Origin of the sequence: Deinococcus betulae, from assembly GCF_020166395.1 — a bacterium.
In the GTDB taxonomy this organism is placed as follows: domain Bacteria; phylum Deinococcota; class Deinococci; order Deinococcales; family Deinococcaceae; genus Deinococcus; species Deinococcus betulae.
In genome coordinates, this window is the sequence record NZ_JAIQXU010000012.1 from 89,929 (window position 1) to 112,768 (window position 22,840).

25 protein-coding genes, 2 tRNA genes and 1 other RNA gene are annotated in these 22,840 nt (G+C 66.0%); 18 read left to right on the forward strand and 10 right to left on the reverse strand.

Annotated features, from left to right (window positions below):
• Positions 1-221: 221 nt before the first annotated feature.
• The 4 genes from recR to K7W42_RS10880 all read right to left on the reverse strand — a co-directional run bounded on the left by recR (position 222) and on the right by K7W42_RS10880 (position 2,869).
• On the reverse strand, positions 222-824 hold the full coding sequence (recR, locus tag K7W42_RS10865) for a recombination mediator RecR (protein WP_224574587.1): 603 nt from the start codon (positions 822-824) through the stop codon (positions 222-224).
• Positions 825-894: 70 nt separating this feature from the next.
• Entirely contained in the window at positions 895-1,185 is a 291-nt protein-coding gene (locus K7W42_RS10870; RefSeq protein WP_157458735.1) for a YbaB/EbfC family nucleoid-associated protein, read from the reverse strand.
• A gap of 56 nt (positions 1,186-1,241) precedes the next feature.
• On the reverse strand, positions 1,242-1,586 hold the full coding sequence (locus K7W42_RS10875; RefSeq protein ID WP_224574589.1) for a hypothetical protein: 345 nt from the start codon (positions 1,584-1,586) through the stop codon (positions 1,242-1,244).
• Positions 1,587-1,633: 47 nt separating this feature from the next.
• The gene (locus K7W42_RS10880; protein WP_224574591.1) at positions 1,634-2,869 is read right to left on the reverse strand and encodes an MFS transporter; all 1,236 of its coding nucleotides are present in this window, start codon (positions 2,867-2,869) and stop codon (positions 1,634-1,636) included.
• A 73-nt stretch (positions 2,870-2,942) separates the two neighbouring features.
• On the opposite strand from K7W42_RS10880, the gene K7W42_RS10885 reads away from it, so the two are divergent.
• Entirely contained in the window at positions 2,943-3,569 is a 627-nt protein-coding gene (locus K7W42_RS10885; RefSeq protein ID WP_224574593.1) for a winged helix-turn-helix domain-containing protein, read from the forward strand.
• A 273-nt stretch (positions 3,570-3,842) separates the two neighbouring features.
• Here K7W42_RS10885 and K7W42_RS10890 read toward each other — a convergent pair whose 3' ends face one another.
• Positions 3,843-4,520 (reverse strand): NUDIX hydrolase, encoded by a 678-nt coding sequence (locus K7W42_RS10890; RefSeq protein WP_224574595.1) that lies wholly within the window; start codon positions 4,518-4,520, stop codon positions 3,843-3,845.
• A 110-nt stretch (positions 4,521-4,630) separates the two neighbouring features.
• Entirely contained in the window at positions 4,631-6,646 is a 2,016-nt protein-coding gene (locus K7W42_RS10895) for an amylo-alpha-1,6-glucosidase (protein WP_224574597.1), read from the reverse strand.
• A gap of 131 nt (positions 6,647-6,777) precedes the next feature.
• Here K7W42_RS10895 and infC point away from each other — a divergent pair, with 131 nt between their 5' ends.
• The 5 genes from infC to K7W42_RS10920 all read left to right on the forward strand — a co-directional run bounded on the left by infC (position 6,778) and on the right by K7W42_RS10920 (position 9,894).
• Complete coding sequence (gene infC, locus K7W42_RS10900) at positions 6,778-7,386, forward strand: translation initiation factor IF-3 (RefSeq protein ID WP_224574653.1); 609 nt, start codon at positions 6,778-6,780, stop codon at positions 7,384-7,386.
• 134 nt (positions 7,387-7,520) lie between these two features.
• A complete protein-coding gene (locus tag K7W42_RS10905) occupies positions 7,521-7,766 on the forward strand; it encodes a glutaredoxin domain-containing protein (protein ID WP_224574599.1) in 246 nt (81 codons plus the stop codon).
• A gap of 317 nt (positions 7,767-8,083) precedes the next feature.
• Positions 8,084-8,551, forward strand: a complete 468-nt coding sequence (locus tag K7W42_RS10910) for a DUF805 domain-containing protein (RefSeq protein WP_157458728.1) — start codon at positions 8,084-8,086, stop codon at positions 8,549-8,551.
• 303 nt (positions 8,552-8,854) lie between these two features.
• Positions 8,855-9,346: a GNAT family N-acetyltransferase gene (locus K7W42_RS10915; RefSeq protein WP_224574601.1), complete on the forward strand. Its 492-nt coding sequence runs from the start codon at positions 8,855-8,857 to the stop codon at positions 9,344-9,346.
• Positions 9,343-9,894, forward strand: coding sequence for a GNAT family N-acetyltransferase (locus K7W42_RS10920; RefSeq protein WP_224574603.1), 552 nt, complete (start codon positions 9,343-9,345; stop codon positions 9,892-9,894). The genes K7W42_RS10915 and K7W42_RS10920 overlap by 4 nt, the downstream gene beginning before the upstream one ends.
• Positions 9,895-9,898: 4 nt before the next feature.
• Here K7W42_RS10920 and K7W42_RS10925 read toward each other — a convergent pair whose 3' ends face one another.
• Positions 9,899-10,750 (reverse strand): hypothetical protein, encoded by an 852-nt coding sequence (locus K7W42_RS10925; RefSeq protein WP_224574621.1) that lies wholly within the window; start codon positions 10,748-10,750, stop codon positions 9,899-9,901.
• A gap of 247 nt (positions 10,751-10,997) precedes the next feature.
• Between K7W42_RS10925 and thrS the strand changes: the two genes are divergently transcribed.
• Entirely contained in the window at positions 10,998-12,947 is a 1,950-nt protein-coding gene (gene thrS, locus K7W42_RS10930; protein ID WP_224574623.1) for a threonine--tRNA ligase, read from the forward strand.
• 56 nt (positions 12,948-13,003) lie between these two features.
• Here the strand turns inward: thrS and K7W42_RS10935 are convergent, their stop codons facing one another.
• Both K7W42_RS10935 and K7W42_RS10940 read right to left on the reverse strand, forming a co-directional pair.
• The gene (locus K7W42_RS10935) at positions 13,004-14,023 is read right to left on the reverse strand and encodes a DsbA family protein (protein ID WP_224574625.1); all 1,020 of its coding nucleotides are present in this window, start codon (positions 14,021-14,023) and stop codon (positions 13,004-13,006) included.
• 163 nt (positions 14,024-14,186) lie between these two features.
• Positions 14,187-15,056, reverse strand: a complete 870-nt coding sequence (locus K7W42_RS10940) for a glycerophosphodiester phosphodiesterase family protein (protein ID WP_224574628.1) — start codon at positions 15,054-15,056, stop codon at positions 14,187-14,189.
• 144 nt (positions 15,057-15,200) lie between these two features.
• Between K7W42_RS10940 and K7W42_RS10945 the strand changes: the two genes are divergently transcribed.
• The 5 genes from K7W42_RS10945 (at position 15,201) to rnpB (ending at position 16,794) form a co-directional block, all read left to right on the forward strand.
• Positions 15,201-15,274, forward strand: a tRNA-Cys gene (locus tag K7W42_RS10945).
• Positions 15,275-15,291: 17 nt separating this feature from the next.
• A tRNA-Val gene (locus K7W42_RS10950) sits at positions 15,292-15,366 on the forward strand.
• Positions 15,367-15,671: 305 nt separating this feature from the next.
• On the forward strand, positions 15,672-15,797 hold the full coding sequence (locus K7W42_RS22965) for a hypothetical protein (RefSeq protein ID WP_255639198.1): 126 nt from the start codon (positions 15,672-15,674) through the stop codon (positions 15,795-15,797).
• Positions 15,798-15,814: 17 nt separating this feature from the next.
• Positions 15,815-15,994, forward strand: a complete 180-nt coding sequence (locus K7W42_RS10955; RefSeq protein WP_224574630.1) for a hypothetical protein — start codon at positions 15,815-15,817, stop codon at positions 15,992-15,994.
• Positions 15,995-16,357: 363 nt separating this feature from the next.
• An RNA gene (gene rnpB, locus K7W42_RS10960) (RNase P RNA component class A) lies at positions 16,358-16,794 on the forward strand.
• A gap of 66 nt (positions 16,795-16,860) precedes the next feature.
• Here the strand turns inward: rnpB and K7W42_RS10965 are convergent.
• Complete coding sequence (locus K7W42_RS10965; protein ID WP_224574632.1) at positions 16,861-17,217, reverse strand: DUF423 domain-containing protein; 357 nt, start codon at positions 17,215-17,217, stop codon at positions 16,861-16,863.
• 238 nt (positions 17,218-17,455) lie between these two features.
• Between K7W42_RS10965 and mraZ the strand changes: the two genes are divergently transcribed.
• From mraZ to K7W42_RS10995, 6 genes are all read left to right on the forward strand, one after another.
• Positions 17,456-17,884 carry a division/cell wall cluster transcriptional repressor MraZ gene (gene mraZ / locus K7W42_RS10970; protein WP_224574634.1) on the forward strand — a complete coding sequence of 143 codons (429 nt, stop codon included), beginning with the start codon at positions 17,456-17,458 and terminating at the stop codon, positions 17,882-17,884.
• 2 nt (positions 17,885-17,886) lie between these two features.
• A complete protein-coding gene (rsmH, locus tag K7W42_RS10975) occupies positions 17,887-18,819 on the forward strand; it encodes a 16S rRNA (cytosine(1402)-N(4))-methyltransferase RsmH (protein ID WP_224574636.1) in 933 nt (310 codons plus the stop codon).
• Positions 18,816-19,223 carry a hypothetical protein gene (locus tag K7W42_RS10980; RefSeq protein ID WP_224574637.1) on the forward strand — a complete coding sequence of 136 codons (408 nt, stop codon included), beginning with the start codon at positions 18,816-18,818 and terminating at the stop codon, positions 19,221-19,223. The genes rsmH and K7W42_RS10980 overlap by 4 nt, the downstream gene beginning before the upstream one ends.
• A complete protein-coding gene (locus K7W42_RS10985; protein WP_224574638.1) occupies positions 19,214-20,554 on the forward strand; it encodes a peptidoglycan D,D-transpeptidase FtsI family protein in 1,341 nt (446 codons plus the stop codon). Before K7W42_RS10980 ends, K7W42_RS10985 begins: the two co-directional genes overlap by 10 nt.
• Before the next feature lie 436 nt (positions 20,555-20,990).
• On the forward strand, positions 20,991-21,554 hold the full coding sequence (locus K7W42_RS10990) for a 3D domain-containing protein (RefSeq protein WP_224574639.1): 564 nt from the start codon (positions 20,991-20,993) through the stop codon (positions 21,552-21,554).
• A gap of 68 nt (positions 21,555-21,622) precedes the next feature.
• Positions 21,623-22,795: an ABC transporter permease gene (locus K7W42_RS10995; protein ID WP_224574640.1), complete on the forward strand. Its 1,173-nt coding sequence runs from the start codon at positions 21,623-21,625 to the stop codon at positions 22,793-22,795.
• Positions 22,796-22,840 lie beyond the last annotated feature (45 nt).

The window sequence follows — 22,840 nt, forward strand, 5'->3', positions numbered from 1 at the left end:
CGACTGCCTCAGTCTTCAAGGGAGCTTGCACAGCAGCGAAACAAGGCCAGCGGCGACAGGCGTGCGGTCATGGGAGGACACCAATGTCTCTCGAAATGAGGGCAAGTCCGCCGGGAATGCCCATAACCAGAAAATTGCCGGGCTTTATGCTGCACTCGGCGAATCGTTGTCATGAAAAAAGGCCGCCTCTTCATGCTGGAGGCGGCCATTGGGTTCAGCGCTCAGTTCGGCTTGGTGACTCGCGTTCGGCCCGCCAGGGCACGGCCCAGCGTGACCTCATCGGCGTATTCCAGCGCGCCGCCCACTGGCAGGCCGTAGGCGATGCGGCTGACCACTGCGCCCAGTGGCTCTAACAGGCGCTGCAGGTACAGCGCGGTGGCGTCGCCCTCCACGGTCGTGCCCGTCGCCAGAATGACCTCCAGACCCTCCTGCACGCGCGGCAGCAGCGGCTTGATATGCAGGCGGTCGGGACCGACGCCGTTCATGGGGCTCAGGACGCCGTGCAGCACGTGATACAGCCCCCGGTACTCGCCGCTGCGCTCGATGGCGATCACGTCGCCGGGTTCTTCCACGACGCAGATCACGGCCTGGTCGCGGCTGGGGTCGCTGCACACGTCGCACTTCTCGGCGTCGGTGATGTTAAAGCAGATAGGGCAGGTGTGCAGGTCGCGCTTGGCGTCCAGCAGGGCGCGCGACAGGCGGTCAATGTCCTCGCGCGGCTGCTCGAACAGGTAAAAGGCCAACCGCTGCGCACTTTTGGGGCCGATGCCGGGCAGGCGCGACAGCTCGCGGATCAGGGCCACCAGAGAGGGCGGGTATTTCACTGGTGTCCCCTCATGAGCGCAGAAGGCCTCACCCAGGCACGCGGCCGGGTGACAGGTGCGGGGCCGCGCATCAGAAGCCGGGGATGCCCAGGCCGCGTGTGGCGTCTTGTTGCAGGGCGTCGGCCTTGGCGCTGGCGTCCTGCAGGGCGACGAGCAGCAGGTCTTCCAGCGCTTCCACGTCGTCTGCATCCACCGCTTCAGGCTTGATCTTCAGGGCCGTGACCTTGCCGTGGCCGTTCATGGTGACCGTGACCAGACCGCTGGCGGTGCCTTCGACGCTCTTGGCGGCCAGGTCCTCCTGAATCTTGGCGGCGGCCACCTGCGCCTGCTGCATCTGCTTCATCAGTTTCTTCATGTCCATAGCCCCCGCAGTCTACCGGGCCAGGGCCGGGGAGAAGGTGCCAGCAGGTGGGGGAGTCAAAGAGAGATGGTCACGGCTGCGCCGTCGGCCTCGGCGGCGCTTAGAAAGTCGTCCAACTGCGCCAGATACACTTTCAGGTCGCCGTCAGCAGTTGCGCTGGCCTTCGCCACTTCCTCGCGCACAGTGCCCAGGTCGCTCACCTCCACATCATGCAATTCCAGCAGTTCAAACGTCAGATGCAGGCGCTGGCCCACTGCTTCCCAGAGGGCCGCGAAGGCCTGTGCCTTGACCTCTTGCGAACACGCCAGGAAGCGAGGGTCAGCCGCCGGGTCCTCTGGCCAGCCCTGTTCGTCTACATCGGCTCGGTAGACCAGGCCGATTTCGCCGTCGTCGGTCATCATCTGCGCAGTCTAAAGAGGCCTTCTGGCGCGCCGCTGCCTTTGAACGCTTAGCCCTGAAGACCAGAGATAACGTCAGTCTGAGCCAGGTCAGCTGGCTGCTCTGTGCGGCGGCCCCAGCGCCAGAGCAGCCAGCCCAGGCCCTGGGCCAGCGCGGCGAGGCCAAACCACAGCCCCAGGGGCAGGCGGTCCAGCAGGGGCGACACCAGCAGCAGACTCAGGGGCATGCCCAGGCGGGACACCATGCCCAGCACGCCAAACACGCGCCCCAGATACGCCTGCGGCACCTGGCCCTGAAGCAGCGTCTGGAAGGCGATATTGCTCAGCCCAAAGCCAAAGCCCAGCGTGGCGGCGCCCGGCAGCAGCACCCCGGTCACGGGCCACAGCCACAGGGCGGCGTAGGTCACGGCCGTCAGCAGGAGGCCGGCGCTGATCAGGCGGCTGGGGGCGGCGCGCTCACTCAGCTGAACCACCAGGAGGCCAGCGGCCAGCAGCCCCGCGCTTTCCAGGGCCAGAAACAGGCTGTAGCCGGTGGCCGACGCCCCCAGGGCGCCAAACAGTTTGGGTAGGATGGCCGTCACGGGGGCCAGGCTGGCATTGAGCAGCAGCGCGATCACCGGCGCCAGCACCAGCAGCCGGGACTGTCCCATGACCCGCAGCCCAGCGCCCAGGTCGGCCCAGAGGCCGGGGTGGGGACCGGCTGGCGCGGGCCGGCCAGGCAGCGTCACCCAGGCCAGCAGCGCGGCCATCACCAGAAAACTGGTGCCGTCAGCCAGAATGGCCACAGGCGGCGACCACGCGATGACCAGCCAGCCCCCAGCCAGCGTGCCCAGCAGCCAGGCGCCCCGGCCCACACTGCCCAGCAGGCCATTGGCGCGGGCCAGTTGCGCCGGAGCCACCAGGGCCGGCACCGCCGCGCTACTCGCCGGTTCGGCCAACAGGCCTGCCAGGCCGGTGAGCAGCGCCGCTGTGTTTACCAGCCACAGCGGCACCTCGCCCAGCATCAGCGCCGCGCCCCCCACCCCCAGTTGCAGCGCGCCGCGCAGCAGGTTGGCAGCCAGCAGAGACACTTTCAGCGGCCACCGGTCCACCAGCGTGCCGGCCAGCGGCATCAGGAGGTTGGGCAGCAGGGTACAGGCCAGGGTCACGGCCATCAGGCCCGCCGAGCCGGTCTGGTGCAGCACCAGAAAGCCCAGCGCGATGCCCGCCAGGGCGCTGCCAAACTGCGACTGCGCCGTGCCCAGCAGCCAGAGACCAAAACTGCGCGTCCAGAGAGAAGGCGACATGGCCTCAGTGTCTGGACAGTGCTACCGGAAAAAATACCCCGATCTTCAGGTAGAAAGTGGCTACAGTCGGCGGGTGCCCCCTCACCATGTCGCCACAGCCGCGCAGGCCGCCCTGCTGATCCGCCCAGACCTGCGGCCTCTGCTACAACTGCTGATGCAAGGGGCGCGCAGTGCGGCTGAGGTGGCCCGTGAACTGGGGATGCCCCTGGCCCGCGCCTCGTACCTGTTGGGCCAGTTGCAGCGGGCCGGGGTAGCGGGCATTGAGCGGGTAGACGCCCGCGCGGGGCGGCCCATCAAGCGGTACCGCGTGGCCCCGCGCTGGTTCATTCCTTACGGCGTGACGGCAGCCGCCACCCTGGACGACCTGTGGCTGGGGCAACTCGCGCCGCGCATGGCCCAGCTGGCCACCCTGGCTGCCCGGCAGACCCAGAGCTACGCTCCCGTGTGGGGCCTGTGGCTGTCTCAGGGCGACACCGACAGCAACCTGGAACTGGGCGACGAGACTGGCCCGGCCCACGCCCTCTTTGCTGGCGATGAGCCGCTGATGCTGACCATTGCCACCCTCAGGTTGGGCGACGAGCAGGCGCGGCGCCTCAAGGGGCGGATGCTGGCGTTGCTGAAGGAAGCGGCCGAGTGGGAAACGCCTGGCGCCGCGCCCCATACCCTGAGCCTCCTGCTGGTGCGCGGCGCCGTGGACTGAGAGAGCAATGCTTCGGTGGCAAACCACCGCGGTCTCTGAGTGGGCCATCGCAGCGGCGGAGGGCGGCGCTGGACGGGCCTCAGCGTGCTCTGGCATCAGAGCAATAAGCCTGATTCAGCCGTTGTTGCCCATGGTTCTACTGGCGCGGACTCGCAGAGTAGCCGTACAGCTTGAGGCAGTTCCGCTTTGTGGGTGTGACAGACGGATTGTGTCTGAGATAGATGCTGCCGGCAACGGAGGTAACCGCGATCTAGCGCAGATGGCCGGGCTTCATTACAGCGCGGGCGTCCGTGTGCCCTTGGCGCGGCGGTAGAGCTGCGCAGGCCTGCCCACACCGCTGCGCCGCTCGCCGCTGGGGGTCAGGGTGCCCTGTGACAGAAGCCGCTTACGAAAATTTCGCTTGTCCAGTTTGCGGTTCAAGATGGCTTCGTACACGCCCTGAAGTTCCGGCAGCGTAAAGGTATCGGGCAGAAATTCCAGCGCCAGATTGGCGTATTCCAGTCGCAACTGCAGGCGGCCCAGCGCCCGGTCCAGAATTGCCCGGTGGTCAAAGGCCAGGGGCGGTGGCTGGTGAGCACTCTGCCACGCCGCGCCCAGGGTGTGGCCGCCGCCGCTGACTTCCACAGTGCCGTGCGGCAGCACCGCCAGATGTGCCACGCTGACAATGCGCCCGCGCGGGTCGCGGTTGACCTCGCCGAAGGTAAAAAACTGTTCGAGGTGGCGGGGTTCCAGTTCGACGGTGGTCTCGGTTCTCAGTTCGCGCAGCGCCGCCTCGTGCAGCTCCTCGCCGGGGTGGACAAATCCGCCCGGCAGCGCCCAGTCGCGGGCGTGGGGCAGGGCGCCGCGCTGCACCAGCAGCACCCGCAGTTCGCCGGCGTGCATGGCAAAGGCCGCCACGTCCACCGCCAGCCCCACCTGCGTGGCCTGGGGGGGCAGCGTCAGGTCGCTCACAGCCTGACCCCGGCGCAGGTCAGGAAGGGGCGGGGGGCGTGCATAGCCCGAATCCTAGATTTTGTGTCCTGGGAACGTCAAGTCAAAACGTCTGTGGCCGGGCCTTGGTGTCAACTGGGCTGGCCGGCTGCGGCCACCTGCGCCTCGGCCTGCGAGACCAGCACGTGTGCCCGCAGCAGTTCGGCCACGCTCCAGGCCTGAAAGGGGCAGCCGCCGGGCCGCAACTCGTCGCCGCTAAACACTTCCGAGACGTGGCCCAGCCCGGCTTCCCAGACATGCCCCATCAGGCCGGTGAGGGCCGCGCGCGCCCGGCGCACCTCGCCCTGCGAGAGCAGCAACTCCACAAACGCCGTCAGCGGCCACGGCCAGACCGTGCCCTGGTGATAGGCCGCGTCGCGCAGGACCTGCGGCCCGCCGTAATTGCCCCGGTAGCGCGCGTCCAGTGGCGAGAGGGTGTGCAGGCCCACGGGGGTCAGCAGCTCGGCCTCGGTCACCGCCACCGTGGCCGCCACCTGCGCCGGGGTGGTGAGGGTGTCGGGCAGGGCGAGTGCCAGTGGCACATTGGGGCGCAGGCTGCGGTCGGGTTGACCCTGGGCGTCCAGCGCGTCGGCGTAGGCGCCGCTCTGCCAGAAGGCCGGGAAGGTGGCCTGGGCGCGGGCCAGTGGGCCGCCAAACTGCGGGGCCTCACCCAGCGCCGCCGAGAGACGCCCTTCGGCCCCCAGCGCGGCCAGCCACAGCCCCTGAATTTCAATGGGCTTGCCGTGCCGGGGAGTGACCACCCAGTCCTCGATCTTCACGTCCATCCAGGTGAGCTGCACGCCAGCTTCTCCGGCCAGCAGCAGGCTGTCTCGCTCGTCCATGCGGACGCCGTGGTCGGTGCCGCGCACATGCCAGCCCAGCAGGTCGCGTAGGTGGGGCAGCGCCTCTCTGGCAAAGGCCAGGTCGCCGGTGGCGCCCACATACCGTTCCAGGGCCACGGCCAGCCACAGGGCGCCGTCCACCGTGTTGTAGCCGGCCCCGGCGCCGTCGTCCCGGAAGTTGTTGGGAATCAGGCCCCGGCGCGTAGTTTGAAGGAAGGTGGCCAGCAACTCGCGCGCCTCGGCGTGGCGGCCGGTCAGCAGGGTCAGGCCGGTGAGGGCAATCATGGCGTCACGGCCCCAGTCGGCAAACCAGGGATAGCCGGCAATGACGCTGCCGCCCTGGGGCTGGGCGCGGCGCACCAGGTAGGCATCGGCGGCCACGGCCAGAGTGGCCACCAGATCGTCGCGCACACCCGTCACGAGCATGGCGCGTTCAGCCAGTTCGCGGCGCCGGGCGGTCTCCTGGGCGTAGGCGGCCCAGGGGTCGGTGACCTCGGCGGCGCTGGCGGCGGGGGACAGGCCCTGCACCACCAGCGCCGCGCGCCCGCCGCCGGCTGGAAAATTCAGCTCCCACAGGGCGGCGCCCAGGGTAAATTCATGGTCGGGCTCGCCGCGCGCCGCGTCGTGGCGGTAGTAGACCCGCTGCGGCGTGGGCTGGGGCGTCAGGGCGTCAATGACAGCACCCGGCGCATGAACGGTCACGCGGGTCAGGCGCTCGCCCTGCACACTGACCACACGCCCGGTCTGGGTAAAGGTCAGGTCCGGTGTGCGGCGGTGAACGGCGTGCATGTCACGGTCCACGAAGTAGCCGCCTAGGCTCAGGTTCACCGGGTCGCGGCTGATGACGTCGTACAGAAACACCACGGCCCCGGACCCGCGCGGCGAAAAGTTGCGGCGCCGCACCCGCACGCCCGCCACCACCTGCTCACGTTCGGGCAGCAGGTCAAAGAGGCTCGCGCCGCTCAGGGTTTCCAGCCCCTGGCCCTCAAAGACCCCTGGCGCCAGTTCCAGGGCGTGCAGGGCGACCTCGCGCACGCCGCTGCGCGTGGCCACGCGCAGCACTTCTCGCGGCGAGACAAAGTGCGTGTGCCGCTGCACCGGCGGCAGCGCGCTGACTACTAGCCCCGAGTAACAGCGGGTGGGCACCCCGGCCAGGCTGCTCAGGGCAAAGCCGCCCAGGCCGTCGGTCAGCAGCACTTCCAGGTCGGGGTTGCGGGCCGTCAGGGGGCCAAAAGTGGCGGCGGCAGGCCAGCTGGGCGCGGTCATGCCGGTCAGCATGGCAGAAGCCGGCGGCGGGTCAGCCTCGCCGTGGTAGACTGGGGGGTCTCGCGCCCTGCCTTTCTTTTCGTATGGGCGCAGCCGCCCGGTGAGCCAGCGTGCCCCGGAGCGCGGCGGAGGTGATGAACATAGCGAAAGAACACAAGGTCAACGAGCAGATTCGCGTGCGCCAGATTCGACTGATTGGCGCGGAAGGCGAGCAGGTGGGCATTATTGACACGCGCGACGCCATGCAGATGGCCCGCGAGGCGGGTATGGACCTCGTAATGGTCAGCCCCCAGGCCGTGCCCCCTGTCTGCCGCCTGCTCGACTATGGCCGGTTCCGCTACGAGCAGCAGCAGAACGAGAAAGAAAACCGCAAGCGTGCCCGCGCGCAGGAAGTCAAGGCCATCAAATTCCGCGTGAAGATTGATGACCACGACTTCAACACCAAGACCGGGCACGTGCGCCGCTTTCTGGAAGAAGGCCACAAGGTCAAGGTCACCATCATGTTCCGTGGCCGTGAACGCACCCACCCCGAACTGGGCGAGCGCATTCTGGTGCGCGTGGCCGAGACCCTGGCCGATATCGGCGCCCCGGAAAGCAACCCCAGCATGATGGGCATGGACATGAACATGATCATGACCCCCAAAGCGGCGCCTGCGCCCAGAAAAGAGCGCCCAGCGTCTGAAGAAGCCGGCGCCGCTCCCGAAGCAGAAGCGGCTCCCGCGCCTGCCGCCAGCGCCTGAAGCGACGTTCCTTTACAGCTCACCCCCGCCGTGGGGTGGGCTGTTCCCATGACGCGGACAGCTGAAGGCATCTTCATGCTTTATTTTATAAACTAGGTGTACCGGCAGAACGTCATCTGTCCAGGAGGTTCCCCATGATCAAGATGTACACAACCACTTGGTGCCCCGACTGTCACGCCGCCAAGCGCGCCCTGAGCAGCAAGGGCCTGGCTTTCGAGGAAATTAACATTGAGCAGGACGAGAGTGCCGCGCAGTATGTCATGAGCGTTAACGGCGGCAAGCGCAGCGTGCCCACGCTGGTTCACGGCGACGTGGCGGCCAGCCTCAGCGGCTTCCGGCCTCAGAAACTGGACGCCTTTCTGGCGCAGGCTGGGCTGTAACAGCAGGAAGGTAGTGCTCGGTGTGCGGAGGGAGTAAAAACCCTTCGCGCATTTTTTTGGTGTGTGGTTGGGTTAATCCTCTAGCGGAGGCCTGGTGGCCCATCGGTAGGGGCTCCAACCGTTTCTGACGTGAATTTCTTTTGTGGGCAGCTCTGAAGGGCCTCCAGGCCGCACCTTTGGGCGTTGTGCCGAAGCTGTGGCATTTGTACAGCGTACTTCGGACTGCTCCTGCGCCAGCTGCTGACTGCACATTCAGTTACATCTGTCCCATTCGCAGCTTAGACTGTCCTCACGTAACGCGCACAGGGGGAAACCACATGAACGAGTATCTGAATGTCATTCGTAACAACTACGCCAACTTTACGGGCCGTGCCCGCCGCCGTGAATACTGGATGTTCACGCTGATTAACGGCATTATTCTGATTCTGCTGCAAATTCCAGTACAAGGCGCAGCGCTGGCTATGGTGGCCCAGATGCAGGCGCAGACCAATGCTGGGGTGGAAGCCACCCCCAACTTGGGGTTCACCGGCATCACGCTGATTTTTGCCCTACTACTGTTTATCTACTCGCTGGCCGTCCTGGTGCCGAGCCTGGCGGTGACGGTGCGCCGCTTGCACGACACGGGCAAAAGTGGCTGGCTGATTCTGCTGAACCTGATTCCCTTCATTGGCGGCCTGATTCTGCTGGTGTTTCTGGTCACGGACAGCGAAGCCGGCGCCAACAAATGGGGCCCGAACCCCAAAGGGCTGGGCCAGAACGCGGCCGCCCCCGCCAACAACTGGTAAGAGCGGCTACAAGAGAAGCCCGGTCAAACCTGACCGGGTTTTTTTCATGCTCCATGACCAACCGTGAGGCGAGCAGAGTGACCACAGCGTTGGGAACGTAACGGGGCAGGGTGGTTTGAGTGGCCAGAACGGAGCGACACGCTCGTTCGGCATGCTGAACTGAAAATCCACGGTCAAACCTCGTCGCGCTGCCGGGCCATCTGGGCAGGTCAGGACAGCAAAGGGCATGCGCACGGCCTCCCCCATCCCCATGCCCCAATTGGCCGAGGCTGCTCTGCACCGCCACGCCGCAGACTTGGCTCTATGCCTGTTACCGTGCGGCCTCTGGATCCAACCGACTTTGCTCAGCTACGCCCCATGCTGCTGGACATGGGCTTCGTCGAAGATGAAGCGGCGCTAGCGGCACGCTTTCCGGCCTTCTGTGCAGCTCCAGCCTGGGTAGTCCTGGGAGCGTTTGAAGACGACACCTTGCTGGGCTACGCCGCTGCTCAGGACGCCGGAGCAGACCTCCGCTCGGGAAACTCGCACCGCACGGCTAAACTGCACGACCTCTATACGTTGCCCCAGGCGCGGCGGCGTGGGGTGGGCCGCGCGCTAACGGGGGCCGTGGAGACCTGGGCATATGAGAGTGACCTGCGTTATCTGTACTGGTATGCCAATCTGCACGAAGCCAGCCCTGCCTATGTGGGGATGGGCTACGTACCCGGTGCAGAGGTGCAAGAGGGATACCATTTCTTCAAGCTGGACTTTGAAGCAGCGAACACCCGCCGGCCCCACCCGGAGCGCGGCCAGTGAGTCTGGAAGTGCAGCTCACGCCGCGCGCCGAAGTCACGCCACTGCTGGAAGGCCGCCTGTGCGCCCTGCTCCAAGCGGCCTATCCCCAGTGGGCCGATTTCTGGGAGGGCACATCGTTCTGGGGCAGCGAGCCGGAATGGCATCTGTGGCTGGCCGGGCCGGGAGGGCAGCCGGTGGCGCAACTGGGCTTCGGGCGGCGTACGGTGACCCTGGGCGAGCAGGTCATCCATATAGCAGGGGTGGGTGGGGTCGCCACCCACCCGGCCTGGCAGGGGCGGGGAGTCGGGCGCCAGCTGCTGCGTGCCCTGGGGCAGACGCTGAAGGCACAGTCAGACGTGGACTACGCCTTCTTGCAGTGCCGGGAAGAGGTGGCGCCGTTTTACGAGCGCAGCGGTTTTGTGCGTGTGCCAAACCCCGCGCATTTTCTTGACCCTGACGAGGAGAAGTGGGTGACGAACGCCGGGCCCACCCTGGTTTTGCCGGTGCGCTTGGCCCTGGATGACTGGCCACTAGAGGAGACGGTGGAGCTGCGGGGGCTGCCGTGGTAGGTAGCTACGCAGGTCCCTCAAACCAAGCGGCCAGGGCGGCGGGATCCTGGGGTGTGAGGTAAAAGGTCTGGCCTCCGTGGGTCAGCAGCAGGGCCTGGGCTGGGCGACTGGACCCGGCGGCAGCCTGCACGTGGCCGCCCGACGCGCCAGCTGAACTGAAAGTGCCGCTGTAGTACCCCGCAATGGCCGTGCCAAAGAGGCGCAGGCCCAGCGGTGCCGCCGTCAGCGTGGCTGTCGTCCCAGTACGGGGAAAGCGGGTGCTGCTGGCCCAGGTGCGCACCACCAGGGCGTCGCCGTCCTGGGCGTAGCGCACGCGGGGTTTGGACAGGAAAAAAGCCAGCAGGGGCACGAGCGGGAGCAGCACCAGGAGCTCGGGCCAGCTCAACTGTGCAGGTCGGGCTGGGCGAAAGTCCCCCGACCCGCCGCTGCGCCAGACCCGCACCAGGGCGTCCGGGTCGGCGGGAGTCAAGACGGTTGGGGGCTGAGTGGCGAAGATCAGGGCGCCCCTGGCCTGCGAGCCGTCGCTGTAGACCGCTGCGCGGCTCTGGTCCAGCCGAAAGGTGCCTACCGTGTACCCCGGCAGGTCCGAGCCGATCAGCTTGCCGCGCAGCGTCACTGGTCGGCGCTGGACGGGCGTCCCCGCCGGAATGCTGGTGCGCGAGGCCAGGGAGCGGGCGGTCATTTGCCCGCCCTGCACCGTATACACCGGCAGCCTGAGGGCCTGAGGAGCAAGGAGGAGGACCGGCACCAGCAATAAAGGCAGCAAAAGTAGCGGCAGGAGAAACAGGGTGCGCGCCCAAGGCCACCAGCGCGGTGTCTGTTCGGTGTTCACAGGCAGGGCAGCGGTGGGGGGCATACTCAGGCATACGCGCGGAAGGCGCCCGGTTGCTCCTACCCCCCTCACCCCGCTATCCTGCCCATATGAAGCCCTCGCCCCGTCACTCCGGTCTGGTGATGCGCGGCGCGTGGCGGCAGCGAATGCCTGCACAGCCCAGTCTGGTCACGCGAACTCTGAGCGCCTGAGAACCCTGACGCGGTTTTCAGGCGCTCTCTGCTGGACACGCGGCCAGACCGGGCTCCTTTTTTGCTTAACGAGGTTTGACATGCACGTAATTCTTCCCGATGGAAAACAGCTGGATTTGCCCCAGGGGGCCACGGCCCTGGACGCCGCCGGGGCCATTGGCCCGCGCCTGGCCAGTGACGCCCTGGCCGCCACCGCCAACGGCGAACTGGTGGATCTCCACACGCCGCTGCCTGACGGCGCCCACATCACGCTGATCACCAAAAAGAATCCGGGTGACGCCGCGCCGCTGTTCCGCCACTCGCTGGGCCACGTCATGAGCCAGGCGGTCGGTGAGTTCTACCAGGGCAAAGGCTACGCCCCGGACGCCATCAAGCGTGGAGTGGGACCCAGCATTGAAAACGGCTGGTATCAGGACTTTGACCTGCCCGAGCCTCTGCGGGAGGAGGACCTGCCGGAAATCGAGCGCCTGATGCGCGAGATCATTGGCCGGAATCTGCCCTTTTCCCGCCGTGAGATCAGCAAGGCCGAGGGGCTGGCGCAGTTTCCCCACGACCCGTACAAGCAGGAGCTGATTGCCGGTCTGCCCGACGATGAGCCCATCACCTTTTATCAGCAGGGCGACTACGTGGACCTCTGCCGGGGGCCGCATTTCCCCAATACGGGCCGCCTGCCGGGTAGCTTCAAGCTGATGAGCACCAGCGGCGCCTACTGGCGCGGCAACGAGAACAACCCCATTTTGCAGCGCGTCTACGGGGTGGCTTTCGCCACGCAAAAGGAACTGGACGACCACCTGCATGCCCTGGAAGAAGCCAAGCGGCGCGACCACCGCAAGCTGGGCAAGGAACTGGAACTGTTCACGATTGACCCGCTGGTGGGCCGGGGCCTGCCACTGTGGCTGCCCAACGGCACGGTGCTGCGCGAGGAACTGGCCGCCTTTCTCAAGGCCCAGCAGTTTCAGCGTGGCTACCAGGGCGTGATTACGCCGAACATCGGCAATCTGGACCTGTACAAGACGAGTGGGCACTACCAGAACTACAGCGACTCCAACTTCTCACCCATCACGGTGGATGACGAAGAGTACATGCTCAAGCCCATGAACTGCCCGCACCACATGCGGATTTACGCCAGCAAGCCGCGCTCCTACCGCGACCTGCCGGTGCGCCTGGCCGAATTCGGCACGGTGTACCGCTACGAGCAGTCCGGCGAACTGAACGGCCTGACGCGCGTGCGTGGCTTTACGCAGGACGACGCCCATATCTTCTGCCGCCCCGATCAGCTGAAGAGCGAGTTCCTAAACGTCCTGGACCTGACGGTGCTGGTGCTGCGGACCTTCGGCATGGAAGACGTGCGCTTCCGCGTGGGCACCCGTGACCCCGAGAGCGCCAAGTACGTGGGCGAGGACAGTTACTGGGAGATGGCCGAGGGCCAGATTATCCAAGCGGTGGAGGAGGTGGGCCTGCCGTACTCCATCGAGCCCGGTGACGCCGCCTTCTACGGCCCCAAACTGGACTTCGTGGTCAAGGATGTGCTGGGCCGCGAGTGGCAGCTGGGCACCATTCAGGTGGACCCCAACCTCCCCGAGCGCTTTGACCTGACCTATGTGGGTGAGGACGGTCAGGACCACCGCCCTATCGTGATTCACCGCGCCCCTTTCGGGAGCCTGGAACGCTTCGTGGGCATCCTGATCGAGCACTATGCCGGGGACTTCCCGCTGTGGCTGGCGCCCCGGCAGGTGATGATTATTCCGATTGCTGACCGGCACAACGACTACGCCGAGCAGCTGCGCGGTGAGCTGCATGCCGCCGGCCTGCGCGCCGAGGTGGACGACAGCAGCAACCGCATGCAGGCCAAGGTGCGTCAGGCCGAGCTGAGCAAGATTCCGGTCATGCTGATCGTGGGTGACAAGGAAGCCGAGGCCCGGCAAGTCAGCACCCGCGAGCGCTGGCCCGACGGCCACAAGGAGCGCAAGGGCCTGCCTTTCGACGACCTGAAGGCTGAACTGCTGGAGCGGTACAAGCTGCGCGCATAAAGCAGAGCGAAAAGGGGCCGCCGGGCTGTGCTGGCGGCCCCTTTTCGCTTCCGTTCCTAGCGCAGGGTCTTCAGGCGCGCGTCGATCACGCTCCGGGCCGAAGGCGTGGCGGTTGTGATGGCGCGCACCAGCGCCAGTTCAGCCGCGTCGCTGTAATCCAGCAGCTTAATGCCGTTCAGAAAGACGGTCGGCGTGCCCCGCACCCCGAGGGCCATCCCCGCTTTGATCTGCGCTTCGACGCTGGCCTTGAACGTGTGCTGGCCCAGGCAGGTTTTGAAGGCGGCTGTGTTCAGGCCCGCTGTCCCCGCGTAGGCGCTGAATTTGCCCGGTGCGTCAGGTGTGTCCAGGCGGGTCCAGGTGCTGAACTGAGCAAACAGGGTGTCGGCGTAGGGCCAGAACTTGCCCTGCGCGCCTGCACATTCGCTGGCTTCGGCCGCGCCGTAAGCGTTTTTGTGAAAGTCCAGCGGGAACTGGTAGTGCGCCGTGCGGTACAGCGCAGGCTGCCGTTCCCAGGTCTGGAGGGCCGTGTCCCACAGCTGTTTGCAGTAGGGGCACTGAAAGTCGCTGAAGATACTCAGGGTGTTGGGCGCCGTGGCCGCGCCGCTGACATTCTTGGTGGCGGGGAAGGCGCTGGCCGGCCACACCTGCACCGCCTGGTAGGCGCGGTAGCGTGTCTGGGTGCCCTCGCCAGTGACCTTGATGACCAGGAAGTCGGTGGCGTTGTCGTCACTGAAATCCTGGTAACCCTCGCGCGCACTCTCCAGAAATTGCGGGGCTGCCAGATTGTTGGTCAGCCCCGCAAGGTCGGCCTCTTTCATGCCCCAGCCTGCGGCAATGCCGCGCGCCAGGTCAGGCACGTTGTCGGTTTCGGTCAGCACTCCCACCACGGCGCCGCCGGCCAGGTCCAGCGTCAGGGTGGTGGCGCCCCGGCGCAGGGTCGCAAGGCCGTCCGGCGTAAAGCCCCTAAGAATCGCCTGCCCAGTCGTCTGCTGCGGTGTAGAGAACAGTTGCGCCTGGGCGGCGCTGCCCAGGGTCAGGGCGGCAAGGGTCAGAAGCCGGGCAAGAGGAACATTCACCTGCACAGTGTAGAGGTCGGGCGGTCTGGCCGACGGCTGTTATGAACGCCGACGGCCCTGGGGGCAACCGTCATTCACTGCGACCAGTGGGGGATGCGGGGCCGCGCGAAGAAGCCTCCTGGCGGCCTCGCCTGGCCCAGTGTGGCTCAGACGGCAGACCCTCTTAGCGGGCCTCGGCCAGCACCTCTTTCAGCAGGTCAGGCCGGTCAGTGATGATGCCGTCCACGCCCAGCGCCACCAAGCGCCGCATCTCGGCCGGGTCGTTGATGGTCCAGACCTGCACGGCCACGCCACGCGCGTGCATGGCGCGCACAAAGGCCGGGGTCACCACCTCGATTCCCCCAGAGCGCACCGGCACCTGGGCCACGCGCCCGGCGGCCGGGGCCAGGCCCGCCAGCCCCACCTTGCTCAGCAGCACCAGGGGCCGCAGTTCGCGTTCGGTCATGCTCGTCATGACTTCGGGGCACGCGGCGCGAAACTCATTCAAGGCCGCGTCGCTGAAACTGGCCACGACCACCCGGCTGGCCGCGCCCGCTTCCCGCAGGGTCTTGCAGAAGGGAGCGGCCACGCTGGGCTGCGCCTGTTTGATCTCGATAATCAGTGGTGTGTTTGGAAAGGTGGCGAGCACCTCGGACAACTGCGCCACCTGCACGCCCTGCGCCCGGAAAGGATAGGTGGCGCCTCCGTCCAGCGACAGGGTGTAGCCGGCGTCGGCCGCCAGGACCTCGGCTAATGTCAGGTCGGCGATACGGCCCTGGGTGTTCGTCAGGCGGTCCAGTGTGCCGTCGTGCGACAGCACCAGCTCCCCGTCGCGCGTGGCGTGCATATCCATTTCCAGCATGTCCACACCCAGCGCCGCGGCGTTCCGGTAGGCCAGCATGGTGTTGCTGGGCCAGAGCCCTTCGCCCCCCTGATGGGCAATGTTCAGCGTCTGTCCCGTGATCAGTGCATTGGCCGGCGTTCCTTGCCCCTGACAGGCCACCAAACCCGCCGCCAGCCCCAGCCCCCATACCCAGCTCCAGCGTTGTCGCATAGGTGTCAGGGTACTGTGCCGGTGTCTGCGCCGCTTGATCTCTGTGCGGCCCGGTTTACAGCCTGCCGGGGCCGTGCTAACATTCCTTCCGCTGGAAGAGGAAAGACCTGCCAGCCGCCCGCAAGGGACAGCTGAAGCCCCAGTGGCGCTGTAGCCAAGTGGTAAGGCAGAGGTCTGCAAAACCTCCACCACCGGTTCGAGTCCGGTCAGCGCCTCCAAATACCCCCATCAGGACAGAACCGTAGCTCAGGGGTAGAGCACTACCTTGACACGGTAGGGGTCAGGGGTTCAAATCCCCTCGGTTCTACCAGCAGATGCCCTCTCAGAGGGCATTTTTCCTTTTCTGATTTAGCCACTTTTTCGCCGGGTGGCAACGCTGGCAGCAGCTCACTTTTTTAGAAGCCCGGCGGGCCACTGTTCCGGTTCGACTTTGAGGTTGGGGTGCTCAGGCTCAACGCAGTCCGCTGCTCTTCAAACACGTCGCCGTAACTGTCCAGGCTGATGCTGGTCCGGCAGCGTTCCATTCTGGCGGCCAAGACCTTAGGGCCCTGAGAGAGCGTCAGGGAAGCGCAGGTGTGGCGAATGTCGAGAAGGCGGTGCTACAGTGGCGCCCCTGTGCCGAGAAAGCGCCGCCGTAACCGTTCTTTTCCACATCCAAATCCCTGGGTGACGCGCCTAAGTACCCTGCTGCTGTGGGTGGACCTGGGCCTGCTGCTCATCTTTCTGAAGCAGGCAGGCTAAGCGCGTAAGCTGCGCGGATGCTGTATCTCAACGCTCTGCTGTCGGCGGCCTTCGTGGCCTTCTTTTCCTGGGAGGAAACACAGTGGCTGCCCGTCAATGAACCCTGGCACATTCTCGCGGCTGGCCTGGGTGGTCTTGGGGCGCTCCTGCTGCTCCTGAATACCCTACGCCCGCTCTTTATCAGATCAGGGCGATAAAGGCCTAGCTGAGAGTGGTGCTGTTGGGTTTGGGTGCAGCGCCTAAAGTGGCTACGCGGAGAGAGGAGAGGCCGCACTGCTAGCGATCTTACTGGGTTGGCGTTGGATTCCAGGTGCGTCCTACACAGGGAAATAGGCTCTACTGGGTTCCAGTTGGGTGAAGCTGGACAGATTCAACGAGGTTGACACTGAATGGGACAGCGGTTCAGATTTCCTCGGTTCGACCAGAAGACCCTTACGCAGGCGGGATTTTTCTCGCTCTCCTCTCGGTACTGAACCGCCAGTGACAGCAGCGCTTGTCTGTGGTGCATAAGATTGCTCGCCCAGAAATTTCTCTGCCCCTGTCTGCTATGCTCCTCTCTTGCGGGGGAATGCTTCGGCCGCGCCTGTGAACGCAGGTGAGGAAAGTCCGGGCACCGCAGGGCCAAAGATGCCAGCTAACGGCTGGTCGGCGAGTCAAGTGCCCAGTGCCTGCGTCCGGGGCCTGGGTGGCGGCGAAGCCGAAGGACAGTGCCACAGAAACGAGACCGCCACGCGCTAGCGTGCAGAACGTAAAGCCCCGGCGTGGGCGGGCGCGTGGTCAGGGTGAAACGGTGCGGTAAGAGCGCACCAGGCCCTCAGGAGACTGGGGGCGTCTGGTTAACCCCATCTGGTGCAAGACCCGACAGTGCGGTAGGGCTGGCCCGCCCGATGACCGCCAGGATGGTTGCTTGAGGCGCGCAGCGATGCGCGTCCCAGAGAGATGGCCGAACAGTCGCGTCAGCGACAGACAGAACCCGGCTTATAGTTCCCCCGTACAGGGCAGGCCGCCTCAGATTGAGGCGGCCTGCTTGTGAATAGGCAAAAGGACTGGACAGACTGACCCTTTACCCTCCCTTCCCGGCGTCTATCGCCGCCAACACAAACCCCGCGATCAGCAGCAGGCCGCCCACTGGCGCCACAGCCCCCAGCACGCTGATGCCGCTCAGCGCCAGGAGATACAGGCTCCCACTGAAAATGACGCTCCCGGCCAGCAGCACCGCAGGGGCGCGGCGTTGTCCTGACTGGGTGCCCAGGGCCAGAAGCGTCAGGGCGGCGTACATCTGGTAGCGGGCCGCCGTTTCAAAGGTGGCCAGATGTTCGGGGGTCAGGCGGCCCTCCAGGCCGTGCGCCGCAAAAGCCCCCAGGGCCACCGCCAGCGCCGCCAGCACAGCGCCCACCTGCAGAGTCTGAATAGAACGCATCCCCTGAGGCTAGACCAGTGCAGGGGTGCCGCGTGTCCCGCCAGAAGGCCCGTCGTGGGGAGAGGGGGGGTGCGGTGGGGGAAAAGTGGAGGCCAGGTGGGAATCGGTGGTAATTCGTGGAAACGGCTGTTACACTCCCCCCATCAACCAAAAGGCGTTGAGCGCGTGTTCATGGTTGAGGTGGGCTGCCCAGTGCCCCCACCGCCAGGTGGGACGGGGTGGGAAAGAGGAGACGTGTGTGCCGTTTGGCGAATACCCATACACCATTGATGACAAGGGCCGCGTGGTCATGCCCCCCGCGTTCCGTGAATTCGTGGAGGACGGGATGATTCTGACGCGCGGCATGGAAGGCTGCCTGTACGTGTTTCCCCTGGCCAGCTGGAAGCGCGTCGAAGAGCAGTTGGAGGGCCTGCCCCTCACCGACGCCGAGTCGCGCGCCTTTGTGCGCTTCTTCTATTCCGGGGCCAATAAGGCCCGGCTGGACAACCAGAGCCGCGTCTCGGTGCCGCAGACCCTCAGGGGCTTTGCCGCCCTGGAGAGCGAGGTCATCGTGGCGGGCGCGCCAGGCCGCCTGGAACTGTGGAGTCCGCCGCGCTGGGACGCGGCCATTGGCGCCGTCCAGAACAACCCACCCAAACCTGACCTTCTGGCAAATTTTGTGGCCTAACCATGACTGACAAGCTGTCTCCTGACCCTGATTCCACCCAGAGCCCGGCTCTGTCTGAACTCGCCTCCACGCCGCCTCTCTCGCACGTACCCGTGCTCGCTGCCGAGGTTCTGGAAGCGCTCCAACCAGCCCCAGGGAAGGTCTTTGTAGACGGCACACTGGGCGGCGCTGGTCATACGGGCCTGCTGCTGGCCGCAGGCGCCTCGGTATACGGCATCGACCAGGACCCCTACGCGCTGGAACGTGCCCGCGCTGCCCAGCCGGAGCGCCTGAGCGTCTTGCAGGGCAACTACCGCGACATGACGGCGCTGCTGGCCGCGCAGGGCGTGACCCAGGTGGACGGCATTTTGCTGGACATCGGCGTCAGCAGTTTTCAGCTGGACGACGCTGGGCGCGGCTTTTCCTATCATACCGAGGCGCCGCTGGACATGCGCATGAGCCAGGCCGGCGAGAGCGCCGCCGACGTGGTGAATACCTACGAGGAAGAAGACCTCGCCGCCATCATCTACGAGTACGGCGAAGACCGCCTCTCGCGCCGGATTGCGCGCGGCATCGTCTGGGCGCGCGAGCAGGCGCCTATTGAGACCACCGTGCAACTGGCCGACATCGTGAAGCGGGCCTATCCCGGCTTTTCCAAGGGCATCCACCCGGCGCGGCGCACCTTCCAGGCCCTGCGCATTCACGTCAACGACGAACTGGGCGCGCTGCGAGACGGTCTGGAAGCCGCCCAGACCCTGCTGGCCCCTGGTGGGCGGCTGGCCGTGATCAGTTTTCATTCGCTGGAAGACCGCATCGTCAAACGCTTCTTGCTGGGCAGCTCCAGCCTGCGCCCCCTCACCAAACGCCCAGTGGTGGCCGCCGAGAGCGAGCAGGCCACGAATCCCCGCGCCCGCAGCGCCAAACTGCGCGCCGCCGAGAAGGTGGAGGCCGCGTGACGCGCCTGAAGGGCAGCCGTTGGTCGCTGGCGTGGTATATCCCCCGCTGGTCGGCGCTGGACACCAGCTTGCCCACCTGGCGGGCGCGGGCCGTGCGCTACGTCCTGATTTATCTGGCGCTGGTCACCGCCCTGGTCAGCGTGCGCGCCCTGACGCGCGACGTGCGCCCAGCCCTGAAAGCGGCGCAGGCCAGAGAAGCGGCGCTGACGACCCAGAGTGCAGACCTGTCAGTGCAGCTTCAGACTCTCGAAAGTCGGCGGCGCCTGCTGGACTGGGCTGCCCAGAACGGCATGCGCCGCCTGACCGACGTGCCCAGAGAAACCGCGACCTTTCAGCCTGTTCCGGCGGCGCCCGTTGCCGCGCCCCCCGCTCGCACCGTGGAGGTGAAGACGCTTTGGAAGTAAAGATTCGCAACCGCTCCTATTTCATGCGCTTCATGGCGCTGCTGATGTTCCTGACCCTGGTGTGGGCGTATGCCCAGCTGGAGTGGGGCGTGCCGCAGGCCGCAAGGCAAACCGCCGTGCAGTCGCGCGGCCCGGTGCTGTCGGCCGACGGGCGGGTGCTGGCCACCAGTGTCAAAGGCAAGCGCGTCTACCCGCAGGGCAGCCTGGCCGGCCAGCTGATCGGCATGATGGGCGCCACCGAGGGCCTGGAGGGTCTGGAGCACGCTTACGACGGTCTGCTGACGGCGGGGCAGCCCCTGAAATTGACCATTGACACTGGGGTGCAGGCCTCGGCTGAGGCGGCGCTGGCCCGCGCCGTGCCCGAGCATCAGGGGGAATACGGCGCGGTGGTGGTCCTGGAAACGCGCACCGGGCGCGTGCTGGCCGCCGCCAGCTATCCGCCCTTTGACCCCAACACCTGGCGCAGCCACAGTGAGGGTGCGCGGCGCAACCGGGCCTTTCTGGACCGGTTCGAGCCAGGGTCCACGGTCAAGGCCCTGGTGGTCGCCGCCGCCATGAACGAGGGGCTGACCACGCCCAGCACGGTCTACGACACCCCCATGAGCCGCTTTGTGGGCGGGCGCTGGGGCAGCCGCATTGGCGACAGCGTGGCGCACCCCAAGAGCCTCTCGACCGTGGGTGTGCTGCAGTACAGCAGCAACGTGGGCATGACCCATATCGTTGAGCACTTTCCCAAAGAGCAGATGCGCGGTTACCTCCAACAGTACGGTTTTGGGCAGGAGGTCGCGCTGCCGACGGTGCCGGCGGCCAGTGGACAGCTGCAACCCCTGAGCCGCTGGAGCGACCTCGTGCGCGCCACCAACGCGTTCGGCCAGGGCATGAGCAGCACCACCCTGCAACTGGCCGCCGCCTTCAACGTGCTGGCCAATGACGGCCGCTACATCTCGCCGCGTCTGGTCGAGGGCGAGGCTGGCATGGAAAAGCGCGATGTCCTGCGCCCCGAGGTGGCCCGCGAGACCCGGCACATGCTCAAGAGCGTCATTGAGCGCATCGAGACCAACACGATTAAAGGCTACGACCTGGCCGGCAAGACCGGCACGGCGCAGGTGGTCATTGACGGCCGCTACTCCAGCACAGTGTATGACAGCGTGTTTGCGGGCTTCTTTCCCGTCGAGTCTCCGCGAATCACGATTGCCGTCATGGTTCGGGGCGCCAAACGTGAGTATCACGGCTCACAACTGGCCGCCCCACTGTTCCGCGCCATTTCGGCAGACACGCTGTCGCGTTGGGGCGCTGTACCGGTGCCCGATCAGAAAGATGATCAACCATAGGTAGTCCTGAATGAGTAAAAAATGAGACGGCCTGAGAAGATGGGTGCCCGGTCAGCAAGAGGTTGGGCACTCTCTCAGGCCATCTCACGTCTGAAGTGTCAGCCTGCACCCTATTGCCTCCTGTTGGTCGCCTGACTGGGCGTGAAATAAGCCACTTGGCCGACCCAGAACTCATTTTCCGATGAGAAACTAAATGAGACGATTAGAACATGTCTCATTTTTGATACTGTCTCTTGGTCGAGATTTTTCTGTCAATTTGAACTCATCTACCGAATATTTCAAAATTTAAATGAGAGTCGATCTATCTGGTTCTTAGAAAACTGCCATCTCGTCCCATTACGCTCATGCACGAAGAGACCTGAGCTTCATCTGCTCCCAACCCAACTTCTGACGACAACCGGGCGCGTGCCTTGACGCTGCGCTCGTTGGAGTGTGCATGTCTTACACCATTTTTCAATCCATCTGCGCCGCCGCCCTGTTGGCGGGCAGTGCCTGCGCTACCCCCGCGCTGCCCGATAGCAGCGTGGCGGCCGGCGCCGTCCGTGACGCCCTGACGGTTCGCCCAGCTGTGCCGGCCGCCCCCAGTGCCGCGCAGCAGGCGGCCCAGAACCGCGCCGCAGCTATTGCCAGCACCCAGGCGGTGCGCGAGCCCGTGGCCCTGACGCCTATCCGGGGTAAGACGGCCATTGCCCGCTCCACGGCCTACAACAGTGTGCCGGGACAGACCGACGCCACGCCCTTCATCACAGCCACCGGAACCCGCACCCGCCCCGGTGTGGTGGCCCTGTCCCGCGACCTGCTGCGCGTCTTTCCTTACGGCACCCGTGTCACAATTGAAGACCTGAGTGGGCGCTACAACTCCATGCTCAGGGGGCGCGTCTTTATGGTGGAAGACACGATGGCGGCCCGCAAAACCAACAGCGTGGACATCTGGATGCCCACCCGCACCGAGGCCCTGAACTGGGGCGCGCGCCAGATTCGTATTACGGCCGTTCGCTGACCCCCAGAGACCGCCCCCACCCGAGCCAGGCTGCCGGGTGGGGGCAGTCTGTTATCCTCGGCCCCGACATGCCTGCCCCCGACCGCGCCTTGCCCTGGCGACTGGCGCGCGCCCATCTGCGCCGCCGCCGCATGCAGAACACCCTGACGATCCTGGGCATTGCGGTCGGTGTCATGGCCCTGATTGCCGCCCTGAGCCTGACCAACGGCTTTACCCGCGCCCTGGTGGACGCCACGCTGCGCGCCAGCCCCCACCTGAGCGTGACCGCCTACACCCCGCAGGCCCGCGACCGCGACCTGGAACGCGCCATGCAGGCCGACCCCCGCGTGCAGGCATTCACCCCCTTCCTGGCGGATAAGGGGCTGCTCACCCGGCCAGCCTCGGCGGGGCGGGGGGCGGGGGTGGATTTCACCACGCTGTTTGGGGTCACCGGCGACGCCCGGCGCGTCTTGCAACTGCCCCCCGAGGAAGGCGCGGCCCTGGGCAGCCTGAAAGACGGCGAGGTGCTGCTGGGTGCCGCCCTGGCCCGCAGTGTGGGGGCCTTTACGGGCGACACCGTGCGCCTCCTCAACAGCACCCAGCGCCGCACCAGTTTGCGGGTGCGCGGCGTCTTTTCCACGGGCAACTACCTGATTGACTCGGCCTACGCCTTTACCAACCTGGGAACGCTTCAGGCCCTGCAGCAGACCAGCAGCGTCACGGGCTATCAGCTGCGGCTGCGTGACCCGGACCAGGCCCCGGCGGTGGGGAGTGACTTGACGCGCACGCGGGCCTATTCGCCGCTGCCGTGGCAAAGCCTCTACGGCACGCTGCTGGACCAGCTCGCGCTGCAAAAAAAGGTCATCGCTTTTGTGGTGCTGCTGATCGTGGTGGTGGCGGCCTTCGGCATTGCCAATGTGCTGACCCTGGCCGTCTTCGAGAAAACCCAGGAAATTGCCATTCTGCGCGCCATTGGGGCCACCCGTTCCCTGATTACCCGCGTCTTTCTGATTGAGGGGCTGGCGCTGGGGCTGGGCGGGCTCCTGCTGGGCAACCTGCTGGGCCTGGGCATCAGCGCGTATTTCACGGTGCGGCCGTTCTCGTTGCCCGGCGACCTGTATTTCATCACGACCCTGCCGGTCGAGGTGCGCTGGACGGACGTGCTGGGCGTCAACGCCATTGGGCTGGTCACGACCCTGCTGGCCGCCCTGATTCCGGCCCGCCGGGCGGCTGGAGTTGAGCCGGCGCGGGTGATTCGCTAGGGGACGCTGAGGCCTGCTCTGGGCCTGGTCAGCCTCATCCATGCT